The sequence below is a fragment of the Variovorax brevis genome, from assembly GCF_030317105.1.
Lineage (GTDB): Bacteria > Pseudomonadota > Gammaproteobacteria > Burkholderiales > Burkholderiaceae_C > Variovorax > Variovorax brevis.
In genome coordinates this window covers 163,705-178,790 of sequence record NZ_JASZYG010000009.1, presented here as the reverse complement: position 1 = coordinate 178,790, position 15,086 = coordinate 163,705, and the positions used below count along the sequence as shown (strand labels likewise).

The following is a 15,086-nucleotide window of genomic DNA, read 5'->3' as shown; positions in this document are numbered from 1 at the left end:
CGCTCGGAGCGACGCTACTAAACTCGGATTGAGCGGGTCGGGCGGCAGTGTACCGAGATGAACCTTGCGACCTGTATCGCTTCCAAGCTCAAGGCTTCCGCCAACTCAACCCCATGCCAACCCACACCGCCCCAACCCCTGCCCCGGCGTGGCGTCCCCTGGCGTGGCTGACGGCCCTCGTGGTGGCGGTGCACCTCGCCCTGCTGGGCCTCATGCCGAGTTCCACCAGCACGGATTCGTTGCCCCTTGAAAACAAGTTCATCACCCGAACGATCGTGATCGCGCCGCCGCCCGCGCCGGCGGCCGAAAAACCTGCGCCGCCGGCCCCGCCGCCGCCGAAAGTCGAAGTCAAGCGCCCACCGAAGCCCAAGCCACCTGCGCAGGCCGCGCCGCCGCAGCGCGCTTCGCCCCAACCCGCCCCGAAAGAGGTTCCAGCGCCGGAACCGACGCCGGTCATGGCCGCACCGGACGCCACCGCCACCCAAGCGCGAAGCGACGCGCCGGCGCCACGTGACAGCGCGCCCGCCGGCGAAACCGGGCCGGTCAATTCGGCGGGAGAAGCTGCCAGCGCGGCAGGCGGCGGCCCGAACGGCTCGGGCGCCGGCGCAGGCGCCGTCGTGGGGACCACGCCCACGGCAGTGCACGCCCTGCAGGTGCACGGATCCACCCGTCTGTCTTTCGAACTGCTTGGCCAGCGTGGCCAGCAGCCCTGGAAGGGAGTGTTCGGCGAACTCGTCTGGCTGCAGGACGGCAACCAGTACAACGCCCAGTTGGCGCTCAAAATCCTGTTCAAGACGATTCGCAACCAGACCAGCGTGGGGCGCATCGATGCCAACGGCGTCGCGCCCACGCGCTTTTCGGAAACGCGCAAGACCGAGGTCGCCTCGCATCTGGTGCGCGACGAGGGCAAGGTCGTGTTCAGCACCAACGCCCCCACCGTGCCGCTGCTGCCGGGCGCACAAGACCGGCTCAGCGTGGTGATGCAACTGGGCGCCATGCTCGCGGGCGACCCGGCGCGCTATCCAGAGGGCAGCAAGATCGCCATCCAGACCGTCGGGCCCAAGGACGCGGATGTCTGGATCTTCAATGTCGAAGGAACGGAGCAGATCACCGTTCCGTCCGGGGAATATTCCGTGCGGCGCCTGAGCCGTGCACCACGAAGCGAGTACGACTACAAGCTCGAGCTCTGGTTGGCCCCCGAATTGGGCTACCTGCCGGCGCGCATGCGGCAGACGCAACTCGACGGCGATGTCATCGATCTGCAACTGCGCAGCATTTCTGACCCCTGATCCGGTGAAAAACCGCACGGGAGCGCCGTGGATGGCGTCTTTACGTCGGTTATTCCTACGCGAAGTCGGTCATCCTTGAAACTGGCGCGTTGATTGCTATCTAACCATCATGAATGCCATCGACTACCGGACCTTCAAAACCATGCAAATGCTCTATGACTCGGACTCCTTCGTCGTCGTGCACCTGCAGCCGACCGAAGATGACGTCGCGGTCGCGCCGCATCTGCCGGTGTTGGCCCGTCACGGCTTCGAAATCGTCGACAAGCGCTCCGGCAAGGAGGTTTACCTCGACGGCTCTTGGGCCGAACTCTTCCAGAAGCAGATTGCCGCCTGGCAATTGAACACGCCCACCGAGGAGGAAGTCGAGAACACGCTCGAGGGCTACGCCGAACTGGCGCAGAACCCGGTGCTGATGCACTGACGGCATACTCTCTCCGCAAGTAAGTGGCTGCTTTCTGGCAGCCATTATTTTTTGTGGATTCGCTTTCGTGGCGGGTCTCAGTGGTCGTGGAAGGCGCAACCTGTGGCTGACGCGAAGCACGCTTCCCGACGCACAGGATCGATCGTCATCCACCTTCCGCCTCGCCCTGCATTCGGCGCATAGTGTGGGCCGATGCGCTCGCAGCCCGACTTCACTCACCGCCCCGTCCCCGGCCCAAAGTGGCTGGTCTTTCTGACGATGTTGCTCCTGCTGGCTGGCTGCGCCTCATGGACCGCCCGATCGCCCGCCCCAAGCGACACCGTCACCCGCAAGGTCGACGTCCTGCTCCCCACTGATGTCCTGCTGATCGGCGAGCAGCACGACGCCGCCGACCACCAGCGCCTGGAGCGCGAAACGGTGGAGGCGCTCGCCACGCAGGGCAAACTCGCCGCCCTCGCCATCGAAATGGCGGAACAAGGCAACGACACGAGATACCTCGACGCCTCGGCCAGCGAAGCTAAGGTGCAAACAGCCCTGAACTGGAACGATGCCGGCTGGCCATGGAAGGCCTACGGCCCGGTCGTGATGGCGGCGGTGCAGGCGGGCGTGCCGGTATACGGCGCCAACTTGCCGCGCGAGCGCATGAAGGACGCCATGGAGGACGTGTCGCTCGACGCGCAACTCAACGCCGACGCATTGCAGGCCCAGCAACAGGCGGTGCGCGAGGGCCATTGCGACATGCTCCCTGAAAAGCAGATCCTGCCCATGACCCGCATCCAGATCGCGCGCGACCGCGCGATGGCGCAGACGATCATGAAAGCGCGCGTTCCGGGCAAGACCGTCGTGCTCGTCAGCGGGGCCGGCCACAGCGTGAAGACGCTGGGCGTGCCGCGCCACCTGCCTACCGATGTGCGCGTGCAGGCCGTTCAACTGGCCGCAGGCGACGCACACGCCCAAGCCAGCGCCGCAAGCTACGACGCCGTCTGGCTCACCCCGCCCGTACCGGAGCGCGACTACTGCGCAGAATTCAAGGCCACGCGCCGCTGATCAAAAACGACCGCGGCGTGCAGCCCGCGGCCCATCAGGCGTTCTTCTTGATCGAATCCGCCAGCGTGTTGACCAGCGTGTCGATGTGCGACTTCTCAACTATGTACGGCGGCGCGATCACCAGCACGTCACCGGCCGGGCGCACCAGCGCGCCCTTGTGGAAGCAGTCCAGGAAGATGTCGTAGGCGCGCTTGCCCGGCAAGCCGGCGATGGGCGCCAACTCGACCGCCGCCGCCAGGCCCAGGCTGCGAATGCCGATGACGTTCGGCAGCCCCTTGAACGTGCTGTGGAAGGCATCGCCCAGCACCTTGCCCATTTCGCCGGCGCGCGAGAACAGTCCCTCTTGCTTGAAGAGGTCGAGTGTCGCAATCGCCGCCGCGCACGCCACCGGGTGGCCCGAGTAGGTGTAGCCGTGGAAGAACTCCACCACGTGCTCCGGCGCGTTGGTGTTCATCATCGCGTCGTACAGCTTGTCGCGGCAGATCACGCCGCCCAGCGGAATCACGCCGTTGGTCACGCACTTGGCGAAGTTCAGCATGTCGGGCACCACGCCGAAATAATCCGACGCGAAATTGGTGCCCATGCGTCCGAAGCCGGTGATGACCTCATCAAAAATCAGCAGGATGCCGTGCTTGTCGCAGATCTCGCGCAGCTTCTGCAGGTAGCCCTTGGGCGGCAGGTACCAGCCCGCCGAGCCCGCCACCGGCTCCACGATGATCGCCGCCACGTTGCTCGGGTCGTGCAGCGGCAGGATGCGTTGCTCCAGGTCGGCCAGCGGGTCTTCGTTCCACACCGGCTCCTGGTTGTGGATGTAGGCGTTGTTCACCGGGTCGTGAATGAAGCGCATGTGGTCCACGCGCGGCAGGAAGGCCGAGCCGAACACCTTGCGATTGCCCGGAATGCCGCCCACCGACATGCCGCCGAAGCCCACGCCGTGGTAGCCCTTCTCGCGGCCGATGAACAGGTTGCGGTGGCCCTCGCCGCGCGCGCGGTGGTAGGCCAGCGCCACCTTCATCGAGGTGTCGGCCGCTTCACTGCCGGAATTGCAGAACAGCACCTTGTTCAGGTCGCCGGGCGCCATGGCCGCGATCATCTCGGCCGCCTTGAAGGCCTGGTCGTTGCTCACCTGGAAAGCGGTGGCGTAGTCCAGCGTGTCGAGTTGCTTCTTGATCGCCTCGTTGATCTGCTTGCGGTTGTGGCCCGCGCCGACGCACCACAGCGACGAGATGCCGTCGATGACCTTGTTGCCGTCGTGCGTGGTGAATTCCATGCCGTCGGCAGCCACGAAGACGCGCGGGTCTTTCTTGAAGGCGCGGTTGGGGGTGAAGGGCAACCACTGGTTGTCCATGCTGAAATCGTTGTAAGCCATGAATTCGCTCCTGTGCGGCAAGCTGTTCGAGCCACACATTCTGGCACTGCAAACGCTTTCAGGCGGAAAAGGTGCCGGGCAGCGGGATGCGGGGTTCGGCGGGGGTATTGACCGGCCGGCGCACCCGTCGGCGCGCCCCTGCGACAATCACCGCCCTTATGACCTCCGCGTACATCCTCACCCTTTCCTGTCCCGACCGAACCGGCATCGTGCACGCCGTTTCCGGCTTTCTGCTCGAACGTGGCGGCAACATCGAAGAGGCAGCGCAGTACAACGACCACGACACGGGCCTGTTCTTCATGCGCGTGCGCTTTGCCTGCGGCGACCACGACGAGGTTGCCCTGAAGTCGCAGCTCGAGGCCTTTGCCACGCCCTTCCACATGAACTGGAAGCTTCACGCCGCCACGCAGCCGATGAAGACGGTCATCCTGGTCAGCAAGGAAGGCCACTGCCTGAACGACCTGCTGTTCCGCTGGAAGAGCGGACTGCTGTCCATCGACATCGGCGCCATCATCTCGAACCATCGCGAGTTCTATCAACTGGCGGCCAGCTACAACGTGCCTTTCCACCACATCCCGGTGACGGCCGCGACCAAGGCGCAGGCGGAGGCGAAGCAGTTCGAGATCATCCAGGAAGAAGGCGCCGAACTCGTGGTGCTCGCGCGCTACATGCAGGTGCTGAGCAACGACCTGTGCGCCAAGCTGGAAGGCCGCGCCATCAACATCCACCACTCCTTCCTGCCCAGCTTCAAGGGCGCCAAGCCCTACTACCAGGCCCATGACCGTGGCGTGAAGCTGATCGGCGCCACCGCGCACTACGTGACGGCCGACCTGGACGAAGGCCCGATCATCGAGCAGGACGTGGCGCGCGCCGACCACACCGACACGGTCGAAAGCCTCACGGCCCGCGGCCGCGACACCGAAAGCCAGGTGCTGGCGCGTGCGGTGAAGTGGCACAGCGAGCACCGCGTGCTGCTCAATGGGCACAAGACGGTGATCTTCAAATAGTCGCCGGGCTCCCATGGACCGCGAGCCCCTCACCTGCACCATGGAAAGGCGTAGTGCTCACGCATGAACGGATTGCGCGGTCTTGCCTGGTTGCTGGTGTGCCAGTCCGTTGGCGAGGTGCTGACCCGGGCCTTTTCGCTGCCCTTGCCCGGCCCCGTGGTGGGCCTGATGCTGATGCTCGTGGCCTTGCGGTTCCCGCGGGTGCGCGAGCCGGTGGGCGAATGCGCGAACTTCCTGCTCTCGCATCTTTCGCTGCTCTTCATCCCCGTCGGGGTCGGCGTGATGACGCACTTGGCGTTGCTGGCGCAGTACGGGGGACGCATGCTTTTCGTGATCGCGGTGTCCACATGGATCGGCCTTGGCGTGACGGCGGCCGTGCTGTGGTGGCCCCGGCCCGCATCGAGGGAAGGCTGAACGCATGCCCCGCTTCGTCGAACTCTGGATCTACCTCTCGGCCTCGCCGCTCTTCGGACTCACGGCAACGCTGGTGATGTACCTGCTGGCGCAGGCGACCTACGTCCGGTTGGGCGGCGCACCCTGGGCGAATCCGGTGCTGTGGTCTGTCGTCGTGCTGGCCGGTGGCTTGCTGGCGACGGGAGTCGACTACCCGACCTACTTTGCCGGCGCGCAGTTCATCCACTTCCTGCTCGGGCCCGCCGTCGTCGCGCTGGCGTGGCCGCTGTGGCAGCGCCGGGTCGAGTTGCGCGAGCGCTTCGGTCGCATCGTGCTCGCGGCCCTGCTGGGTGGCGCGGCGGCCAGCGGGTCGGCGCTGGCGCTGGGATGGGCCGTCGGACTGCCGCACGACGTCGTGCTGTCGCTGGCGCCGAAGTCGGTCACGGCGCCGGTCGCCATGGGCATTGCCGAAAAGATCGGCGGCATTCCGGCACTGTCGGCCGTCTTCGCGGTGCTGACCGGGATGATCGGCGCGCTGACGGGCAAGTACCTCTTCGACCTCATGCGCATCTCGACCGATCCGGCCGGCTTTGCGGCGCGCGGATTTGCCCTGGGGACGGCGTCGCACGGCATCGGCGCGGCGCGATCGCTGCAGGTGGATCCGAATGCCGGCGCCTACGCCGGACTGGCGTTGGGCATGCAGGTGGTGCTGGCGGCGCTTTTGATGCCGCTGGTGTTTCGGCTGTTTTGACGTCAATTGGGCCACATGAAAGCGACCTCCACTCCCTCCGTTCGAGTCGATCAAGCCGAATTTGTATCGCGAGCTCTTCGTTCGCTTGCGGACGCGAAGCAGTCCGGCGCGTACGTCGAGGCTGCCGATGTGATGGACAAGCTCAGGAAGAAGTTGGCCGCAGCGGCAAAACGCCAACCGCCCGTCCGCTGAGCACCACGCTTTTCACCCTTCAGCTGCCGCAAGGCCGGAGATGATTCGTTCGTCCGCGAACTGGTGATTCCGTTCGGCAAGAGCGGCTACGTCGCGCTATTCGAAATCGTCTCCCGGGAGACCGTGGTCATCGCTGCGATCCGCCATCAGCGCGAAGACGACTACCACTGAAATTCGGATTCCGGCGACCATCTTGCGTTTCGCGCCCCGCGCCACCAACTGTGGCACTTACGTCGAAAGCAAAGACATGGGTGACCGACCAAACTTCCCCGGGCAGCCGGCAGCGGCACAGCCTGACGACGACAGCCTTCTCCTCGATGCCTATTCCGAGGCGGTCGCATCGACCGTGGAGCAGGTGCAGGACGCGGTGGTGTATATCGCAGCCCACAAGACCGGTGGGCGCGGCCGGCAAAGCGGTGCGGGCTCCGGCTTTCTCTTCACCCCCGACGGGTACCTGCTGACCAACAGCCACGTGGTGCACGGCGCCACCTCCCTGGAGGTGATGCGGCCCGACGGCACGCGCAGCGACGCCCAGCTGGTCGGCGAAGACCCCGCCACCGATCTGGCGGTGCTGCGCATCGGCGCCAGCCGCTCGCTGCCGCACGTGGTGCTGGGCGACTCGTCCCGGCTGCGCGTCGGGCAGGTGGCCATCGCCATCGGCAATCCGCTGGGTTTCAACCACACGGTGACCAGCGGCATCGTGTCGGCGCTGGGAAGATCGCTGCGCTCGAACGCCGGCCGGATGATCGACAACGTGATCCAGACGGACGCGGCGCTCAACCCCGGCAATTCGGGCGGCCCGCTGCTGGACACGCGGGGTCGGGTGATCGGCGTCAACACAGCGATCATTCCGGGCGCGCAGGCCATTTGCTTTGCGGTGGCGGTGAATTCGGCCAAGTGGGTGGTGACCCAGTTTTTCACGCACGGCCGGGTGCGCCGGGCGTACATCGGGCTGTCGGGGTCCACGGTGCCGATGTCGCGACGCGTGGCGCGCGTGCTGGCGGTGGAGCAGGAAAGCTGCGTTCGCGTGACCGAGGTTCAGCCCGATTCGCCCGCGGGCCGCAGCGGCTTGCGCGCCGACGACCTCATCGTCGGCATCGACGGTGCGCCGGCCCGCACGGTCGATGACTTGCAACGGTTGCTCGACGAGTCGCGCATCGGCAAGCTGTGCGTGCTGCGCATCCTGCGGGGCGCGCAGGCGCTTTACCTGCAGGTGACCCCGGCCGAGGCGCGCCGGGACTGAGCGTTTACCCCGAATTTGTTCGCGGGCGGCGCCGTGCGCGTCAATTGACGGTTGCGGCGAACGAACGCCGGATCGACACTGCGCATCTTCCAGAGACAAGAAGAGGCGGCCCCATGTTGACGCTGATCGAAAACGCGCTCGTCTGGGATTCGGAACGCACGGAGCGCCAGGCGGCGGACGTGCTGGTGGACGGCCAGCGCATCGCGCAGGTCAACGGCCGCCGCGGCGCCCTGCGCGACCAGGCCAAGGCCATCGACCGCATCGTCGATGGCACAGGCTGCACGCTCATGCCGGGCATGGTCGAGGGCCACTGCCACCTGTCCTTTACCGCGCTGGCCAGCAACGCCGACGTCGGCAACATCCCGCCGGAAGACCACACCCTGGCCTCCGCCGCCAACGCGACGCTGCTGCTGCGACACGGATTCACCAGCGCCTTTTCGGCCGCGTCAGCACGCATGCGCATCGACGTGGCCTTGCGCAACGCGATCGATTCGGGCCAGCTGGCGGGGCCGCGCCTGCGTGCCGCCAGCCCGGAACTCACAGTGACGGGCGGGCTGGGCGATGAAGGCCAGATGCATCAAGACCGCACGGGCTTCGGCCTGGTGGTCGACGGGCCCATGGCGATGCGGCAAGCCGTGCGCACCTGCGTGCGCGAAGGCGTCGACAACCTGAAGATCAATATCTCGGGCGACCAGTTCGTGCCGCACGCGCTGGCCGAACAAACGCCCTTGTGCGTGGACGAACTCGACGCCTTCATGGAGATTGCGCGCAAGTACGGCAAGACCACGGTGGCGCATGCGCGCTCCAGCGAGAGCGTGAAGCTGGCGGTGCGGGCGGGCATCGACTGCATCTACCACTGCGACTACGCCGACGGCGAGGCGCTCGACCTGCTCGAGGCACACAAGGACAAGCTGTTCGTCGGCCCGGCCTTCGGTCTGCTGCACAACGCCTTCATTGAACACGAGAAGTTCGGCCTGCCGCGTGAGACGGTCGAGCGCATGAAGCTGGCGCACAAGTTCGAGAGCTGCGTGTCGACCTATCAGCAACTGCGTCGCCGGGGCGTGCGGATCGTGGTGGGCGGCGACTACGGCTTCACCATCACGCCGATGGGGACCAACGCGCGGGACATTGCGCATTTCGTGAACTACCTCGGCTTCACGCCGGCCGAGGCGCTGCGCAGCGCCACCACCGTCGGCGCGGACCTGATGGGCTTGGGCGACGAACTGGGGCTGGTGCGCGAGGGCTATCTGGCGGATCTGCTGCTGGTGAAAGGGGACCCGCTGGCAGATGTGAGTCTGTTGCAGCACCAGGGCAACCTGGGGATGGTGATGAAGGGCGGGGTGATCTATTCCTGAGCGATCAAGCGCTCCCACGAGAGCGTTCAAGCCGCTTAGGCGTTCTCACCGGAACGCTAAACCATCAACCCACGCTGACCGCCTCCCAACTCAACCCATGCTTGCCAAGGTACTTGCGCAGCCTGTCCGCGTCATTGACCACGCTGCGCTGCGTGCGTGACGCGTTGAACAACTGGCGCCCCGCATCTGACAGCGTGCGCGCCTGCCGGCACACGCGCAGCACCGCTTCAAGTTGCAGGCGGTCGAACAGGTCGAGCGCCGCATCGCGCCCGGGGCCGAGCAAGGCGGCGACGTCGACGCCTTGCGCAGCAGCCATGGCCGCCCGCGGCGCCGCGCGCTGCCACAACCAGCGCAAGCGCGCTATTTCGGCCTCGACCAGCGCGACCGTGATGCGTCCGCCATCGGCCAGCGTCGCCAGCCGCGTCACGCTGGCGGAGAGGTCGCGGAAGTTGCCGCTCCATGGCGCGTCACCGCTCTGCGCGAATCGCAGGTACGCAGCGCGCGCCTCGACGTTGAAGCGCACGACGCGGCTGGTCTCGCTCGCGTACAGCGAGAGCAGATGCTCCACATTCGGCTCGATGTCCTCGGGCCGCTGCGCCAGCCCCGGCAGCGCGTAGGTCCACAGGTTGATGCGCGCAAACAGGTCATCGCGAAAGCGCCCGGCGGCCACTTCCTCGCGCAGGTCGCGATTGCTGCCCGCGATGAGTTGGAAGTCGCTCGCCACCTCGCGGTCGGCGCCCATCGGAAAGAAGCGCTTCTCCTCGATGGCCTTGAGCAGCATGGCTTGTTCGTCAAGTCCGAGTTCGCCGATCTCGTCCAGGAACAGCACGCCTTCGTGCGCGGTGCGCAGCAGCCCGGCGCGCTCGGTGGCCGCGCCGGTGAAGGCGCCCTTCTTGTGGCCGAACAGCGTGGACGCCGCGCCGTCGCCACGCAAGGTGGCGCAGTTGACCTCGACGAATGCGCCAGCCCCCACTTGTCGTCGCGCCTTCTTCAGCTCGAACATGCGCCTCGCCAGAAATGACTTGCCCGCGCCGGTCGGCCCGACCAGCAGGATGGGCGCGCGCGAGCGCACCGCGACGTGCTCGATTTCCTCGATGAGCGCGTTGAAGCGCGCGTTGCGCGTGGCGATGCCGCTTTTCAGGAACGCGACCGCGTCCTGCTGCTCGGCGTCGAAGCGCCGCGCGATGGCGTCGTAGCGCGACAGGTCGAGGTCGATCAGCGCCACGCTGCCGGGGTCGCCCGCGACCTGCCGCCGCGGCGGCGAGCTTTGCGCCAGCACGCCGGGAATGACGCGCGACTCCGACAGAAGGAACATGCAGATCTGCGCGACGTGCGTGCCGGTGGTGATGTGCGCCCAGTACTGCTCGCGCTCCGTGTCAAAGGCGTAACCGCGCGCCCAGTCGAAGAGGCGCGAATAGACCTCGCCGAAATCCCACGGGTCGGTGATGTCCATCACGACCAGATTCACCGTTGTCTCGGGCGAGATGCTCGCCAGGTCGGCCTTGACCAGTTCGCCCAGCGCGAGGTGGTTGCGCGTGCAGATGAGTTCGAGGCGGTGGATGACCTTGTCTTCGTGCTGCGCCAGCGATACCGTCGGCCGCCATTTTTCCCAGCGGCCGGCGCCACGGCCGGCGTCGAGTTGGGTGCCGAGGAAGCCGATGACGACGATGGGTTTCATCTGGTACTGAATAAAAGGCTAGCGATTATTCTAGTCATCACTAAATGAGCAATGCATCCAGAATCCTTCGTTCAAGGCAAACTCCCATGCAAATCAACGACTTGCGAGCAATCCGGATTCACACTCCCTCGCTGGCACGCTCCTCGCGATATCAAGGCAAGCGCCGTGTGGCGTGAGTCGGGGGAAGGCGCAGACTGGCGTCTTCCCCGAACGACCCGCAGAGGGAACAAGACATGGAAACGAACAACTACAAGCTGCATGAAGTCGAGCACGGCGTCCCCGTCAAGATGTGGACGCGCGGCGTGCCCGTCGAGGCCGAGGCACAGGCGCAACTGGAGAACGCAGCGCGCCTGCCCATCGTGTTCAAGCACATTGCGGCCATGCCCGACGTGCACTACGGCATCGGCGCCACCGTCGGCTCGGTCATCCCGACCTTCAAGGCCATCATCCCAGCCGCCGTCGGCGTGGACATTGGCTGCGGAATGATGGCGTGCAAGACCACGCTCAACGCGCGCGACCTGCCCGACAACCTGGGCCCGCTGCGTTCGGCCATCGAAAAGGCCGTGCCGCATGGCTCGAACCCCAAGCGCATGGGTCGCGACAAGGGTTCATGGGAGACGCCGCCCGACGAAACCGACGTTGCATGGGCCGCGCTCAAGCACGAGTTCGACGTGATCTGCGAGGACTACCCGCGCCTTGCGAACACCAACAACTACAAGCACCTGGGAACGCTCGGCACCGGCAACCACTTCATCGAGGTCTGCCTGGACGAAGCGGGCGCCGTGTGGTTCATGCTGCACTCCGGTTCGCGCGGGGTGGGCAACGCCATCGGCACCCACTTCATCGAACTCGCGAAGAAGGATGCCGAACTGCACCAGCGCAACCTGCCCGACCGGGACCTGTCGTACTTCGAGGAAGGCTCGCAATACTTCGGCGACTACGTGCGTGCCGTGGGCTGGGCGCAGAAGTTCGCGCGTGCCAATCGCGAAGTGATGATGCAGCGCGTGATCGGTGCCGCACGCAAGGTCATCGCCAAGCCTTTCGAGGCGCACGTGGAAGCGGTGAATTGCCACCACAACTACGTGAGCCGCGAGACGCACTTTGGCGAAGACGTGCTCGTGACGCGCAAGGGCGCGGTGAGCGCCAAGCTTGGCGAACTGGGGATCATCCCCGGCAGCATGGGCGCCAAGAGCTTCATCGTCCGCGGCAAGGGCAACCCGGAAAGCTTCATGAGCTGCAGCCACGGCGCAGGTCGCAAGATGAGCCGCACCAAGGCGAAGAAGATGTTCACCATCGCGGACCAGATCGCCGCCACCGAAGGTGTCGAATGCCGCAAGGACGCCGATGTGATCGACGAGATCCCGATGGCCTACAAGGACATCGACGCGGTGATGGAAGCTCAGAAGGACCTGGTGGAGGTGGTGTACACGCTCAAGCAGGTGGTGTGCGTGAAAGGATGAGCCAGGCATGCTGACGCTGACGTTTCTTGGAACCTCTTCGGGCGTTCCCACGCGTCAGCGCAACGTGACGGGCCTGGCCGTTCAAACGTCCGCTGGCGCCGACTGGTTCCTGGTCGACGCCGGCGAGGGCACGCAGCAACAGTTGCAGCACACGCGACTGTCGCTGAACGACCTGGCCGCCATCTGCATCACCCACGTGCACGGCGACCATTGCTACGGCCTGCCGGGCCTGCTTGCGAGCGCCGGCATGGCGGGACGCAAGCGCCCGCTGACGCTGATCGCACCGCCGCCGGTGTGGGACTGGCTGAACGCCACGCGCGCCTGCACCGACCTGCAGCTGGCATATGAAGTGACGCACGTCGATGTCGACTCAGCTTCGACGCTGTGGGCAGCGCCGGGCGTTCGCATCGAAGCCCACCCGCTGCGCCATCGCGTGCCGAGCCATGCCTACAGCGTGCAGGTCGAGAGCCGTCGCATCAAGCTGGACGTGGACGCACTGCACGCCGTCGGCTTGCCGCCCGGCCCGCAAAGGAAGGCCTTGCAAAGCGGCGAGGACGTGACGCACGCCGGGCGCGTGCTGCGCAGCGAGGACTTCGCCACGCACCAGACGCAACGCGTGCGCGCCGTGATCGGCGGCGACAACGCGGATGTTTCCCTGCTGGGCGAAGCGTGCAAGGACGCGCAGTTGCTGGTGCATGAAGCGACCTACACGCAGCCCGTGCTGGACAAGGTCGGCCCCGGCCCGATGCACAGTTCGGCGCGACAAGTGGCCGCGTTCGCGCAGGCGATCGGACTGCCCAACCTCGTGCTCACGCACTTCAGCCCCCGGTATCACAACCCCGAGGGGCTGGCGGAGCTGGAGGCCGAGGCACGTTCGCAATACCCAGGCGCGCTGTGGCTGGCCAAGGACTTCGATGTGTATGACCTCGATGCGGCCGGCGTGCTGAATCGCCGGGAGACCCTTTCATGAACGAGACAAGAGAATTCATTCAATCCGCGCATCCCATCGACGACAGCATGCGCGCACAGGTCATGACCGCGCTCGCCCGGATCGAGCAGGAACATGACATCACCGTGCTGTTCGCGTGCGAATCGGGCAGCCGCGGCTGGGGCTTTGCGTCGCCGGATAGCGACTACGACGTGCGCTTCATCTACGTGAACCGCCTGCCGTGGTACCTCAGCGTTTCTCCCCGGCGCGACGTGATCGAGGTGCCCATCAGCGGCGATCTGGACATCAACGGATGGGACCTGCGCAAGGCGCTGGGCCTGATGCGCGAATCGAATCCGACGCTGCTTGAATGGTTGCGCTCGCCCGTCGTTTACCGCGAGGAGGCCACGGTCATGCCCGCCTTTCGCGCCTTGTCGGAAGCGGCCTTTTCCAGGGTGCGGGGTTGGCACCACTACGCGTCGATGGCAAAGAAGAATTTTCGCGAGCATCTGCAACATGACGTGGTGCGCTACAAGAAGTACCTCTATGTGCTGCGTCCGCTGCTGGCCGCACGCTGGGTGCGGCATCGCCCGGGCGTGCCGCCGATGCGCTTTGCCGAGCTTGCGCTGGGCACGCTCGACACGCAGGCCGATGCCGCGCTCATCGCCGAGATCAACGCCTTGCTCGACGTGAAGATGCGCGCAGGCGAGGCCGCCACCAGCCCGCGCTGGCCGCTGATCCATGCGTTCATTGAAGGCGAGCTGGCCGTGAATGCGGCTGAGCCGGTGCAATCGCAGGAGCCGCGCGACACCTCGGCGCTGGATGCCTTCCTGCACGAGACGGTGCTGCGTTTCGACAGCCCACATTCCAGGACATGACAGAAGAAGAAGTAGACATGATCGAACTCGACGGATCCCAGGGCGAAGGCGGCGGGCAGATCCTGCGCACGGGCCTGGCGCTTTCCATGGTCACGGGCCAGCCGCTTTGCATCGAACACATCCGCGCGAAGCGACCCAAGCCCGGCCTGATGCGACAACACCTCGCCTGCGTGCTCGCGGCATCGCAAGTCAGCGGCGCGCAAGTCGAAGGGGCCGAACTGGGCTCGCAGGCCCTGCGCTTCGTACCCGGACGCGTGCGCGCCGGCGACTACCGATTCGCCATCGCCAGTGCCGGCAGCTGCCTGCTGGTGCTGCAGACCGTGCTGCCCGCGCTGCTTCTGGCGGATGGTCCCAGCCATGTTCAACTGAGCGGCGGCACGCATAACCCGATGGCGCCGCCCTTTCATTTCCTGCAGCGTGCCTATGCGCCGCTGGTGAAGCGCATGGGCGCCCAACTCCAACTCACGCTTCGTCGTTGCGGCTTCTACCCGGCGGGCGGCGGCGAGGTCGAGGCGTCCATCCATCCGCCAACGGGGGCGCTGCTGCCCTTTGGCCTGCTGTCGCGCGGCGCCAGCCAGTCCGCGTTTGCCGAATGCCTGGCGCCCGGCCTCGCGCGCAATGTCGCCCGACGCGAGCTCGATGTGCTCGGCCAGGCCATGGGCTGGTCAGGCGATCAGCTGCGCGTGGGCGAGCAACGCCAGAACGAAGGCCCCGGCAATGCGCTGATCGCGACGCTCGGCTACGAGCGCGTCACGGAAGTGTTCTGCTCGCTGGGCGAGCGCGGCGTGAGTGCCGAAGAAGTGGCACGCCGGCTGGTGGCCGAAGTGCGTGCGTATCAGGCGAGCGAAGCCGCGGTGGGCGCGCACCTGGCCGATCAGCTCGCGCTGTTGATGGGCCTCGCGGTGTGGCAATCAGGCGGCACCGCGGCCTTCACCTGCAGCGAGTTGACCGAGCACACACGCACGAATTGCGCCGTCATCGAGCGCTTCCTGCCGGTTCGATTTTCACTGGCGCCGGAGGGCGCGCACTTTGTGGTGAAGGTGGCGTCGCTCGCGACAGCCTGAGGTCAATCAGC

The 15,086-nt window shown here is 66.1% G+C and carries 14 protein-coding genes and 1 pseudogene; 13 read left to right on the top strand and 2 right to left on the bottom strand.

Annotated elements, in window-relative coordinates:
* Nucleotides 1-113 precede the first annotated feature (113 nt).
* The 3 genes from QTI66_RS26590 to QTI66_RS26580 all read left to right on the top strand — a co-directional run bounded on the left by QTI66_RS26590 (nt 114) and on the right by QTI66_RS26580 (nt 2,757).
* Nucleotides 114-1,289: a DUF3108 domain-containing protein gene (locus tag QTI66_RS26590; RefSeq protein ID WP_286563149.1), complete on the top strand. Its 1,176-nt coding sequence runs from the start codon at nt 114-116 to the stop codon at nt 1,287-1,289.
* 142 nt (nt 1,290-1,431) lie between these two features.
* Nucleotides 1,432-1,710, top strand: a complete 279-nt coding sequence (locus QTI66_RS26585) for a BTH_I0359 family protein (protein ID WP_286563214.1) — start codon at nt 1,432-1,434, stop codon at nt 1,708-1,710.
* Between the two features lie 258 nt (nt 1,711-1,968).
* Nucleotides 1,969-2,757, top strand: a complete 789-nt coding sequence (locus tag QTI66_RS26580; RefSeq protein WP_286563147.1) for a ChaN family lipoprotein — start codon at nt 1,969-1,971, stop codon at nt 2,755-2,757.
* A 34-nt stretch (nt 2,758-2,791) separates the two neighbouring features.
* Here QTI66_RS26580 and aptA read toward each other — a convergent pair whose 3' ends face one another.
* Nucleotides 2,792-4,126 (bottom strand): omega-aminotransferase AptA, encoded by a 1,335-nt coding sequence (gene aptA / locus QTI66_RS26575; RefSeq protein ID WP_286563146.1) that lies wholly within the window; start codon nt 4,124-4,126, stop codon nt 2,792-2,794.
* 158 nt (nt 4,127-4,284) lie between these two features.
* Between aptA and purU the strand changes: the two genes are divergently transcribed.
* From purU to QTI66_RS26545, 6 genes and pseudogenes are all read left to right on the top strand, one after another.
* A complete protein-coding gene (gene purU, locus QTI66_RS26570; RefSeq protein ID WP_286563145.1) occupies nt 4,285-5,133 on the top strand; it encodes a formyltetrahydrofolate deformylase in 849 nt (282 codons plus the stop codon).
* Nucleotides 5,134-5,196: 63 nt separating this feature from the next.
* Nucleotides 5,197-5,547, top strand: coding sequence for a CidA/LrgA family protein (locus QTI66_RS26565; protein ID WP_286563143.1), 351 nt, complete (start codon nt 5,197-5,199; stop codon nt 5,545-5,547).
* A gap of 4 nt (nt 5,548-5,551) precedes the next feature.
* On the top strand, nt 5,552-6,277 hold the full coding sequence (locus tag QTI66_RS26560) for an LrgB family protein (protein ID WP_286563142.1): 726 nt from the start codon (nt 5,552-5,554) through the stop codon (nt 6,275-6,277).
* 204 nt (nt 6,278-6,481) lie between these two features.
* Nucleotides 6,482-6,640 (top strand): annotated as a pseudogene (locus tag QTI66_RS26555) (type II toxin-antitoxin system RelE/ParE family toxin); the annotation flags it as partial.
* A gap of 76 nt (nt 6,641-6,716) precedes the next feature.
* The gene (locus QTI66_RS26550; protein ID WP_286563140.1) at nt 6,717-7,712 is read left to right on the top strand and encodes a S1C family serine protease; all 996 of its coding nucleotides are present in this window, start codon (nt 6,717-6,719) and stop codon (nt 7,710-7,712) included.
* Between the two features lie 113 nt (nt 7,713-7,825).
* Entirely contained in the window at nt 7,826-9,067 is a 1,242-nt protein-coding gene (locus tag QTI66_RS26545; protein WP_286563139.1) for a metal-dependent hydrolase family protein, read from the top strand.
* 64 nt (nt 9,068-9,131) lie between these two features.
* On the opposite strand, the gene rtcR is transcribed toward QTI66_RS26545, so the two are convergent.
* Nucleotides 9,132-10,745, bottom strand: coding sequence for an RNA repair transcriptional activator RtcR (gene rtcR, locus QTI66_RS26540; protein WP_286563138.1), 1,614 nt, complete (start codon nt 10,743-10,745; stop codon nt 9,132-9,134).
* Between the two features lie 233 nt (nt 10,746-10,978).
* On the opposite strand from rtcR, the gene QTI66_RS26535 reads away from it, so the two are divergent.
* The 4 genes from QTI66_RS26535 to rtcA are packed head-to-tail and all read left to right on the top strand — an operon-like array spanning nt 10,979 to nt 15,075.
* Nucleotides 10,979-12,205, top strand: coding sequence for an RtcB family protein (locus QTI66_RS26535; RefSeq protein ID WP_286563137.1), 1,227 nt, complete (start codon nt 10,979-10,981; stop codon nt 12,203-12,205).
* 7 nt (nt 12,206-12,212) lie between these two features.
* Nucleotides 12,213-13,175 (top strand): ribonuclease Z, encoded by a 963-nt coding sequence (locus QTI66_RS26530; RefSeq protein WP_286563136.1) that lies wholly within the window; start codon nt 12,213-12,215, stop codon nt 13,173-13,175.
* On the top strand, nt 13,172-14,011 hold the full coding sequence (locus tag QTI66_RS26525; RefSeq protein WP_286563135.1) for a nucleotidyltransferase domain-containing protein: 840 nt from the start codon (nt 13,172-13,174) through the stop codon (nt 14,009-14,011). Before QTI66_RS26530 ends, QTI66_RS26525 begins: the two co-directional genes overlap by 4 nt.
* 17 nt (nt 14,012-14,028) lie before the next feature.
* Nucleotides 14,029-15,075: an RNA 3'-terminal phosphate cyclase gene (rtcA, locus tag QTI66_RS26520; RefSeq protein ID WP_286563134.1), complete on the top strand. Its 1,047-nt coding sequence runs from the start codon at nt 14,029-14,031 to the stop codon at nt 15,073-15,075.
* The last annotated feature ends 11 nt before the right edge of the window (nt 15,076-15,086 follow it).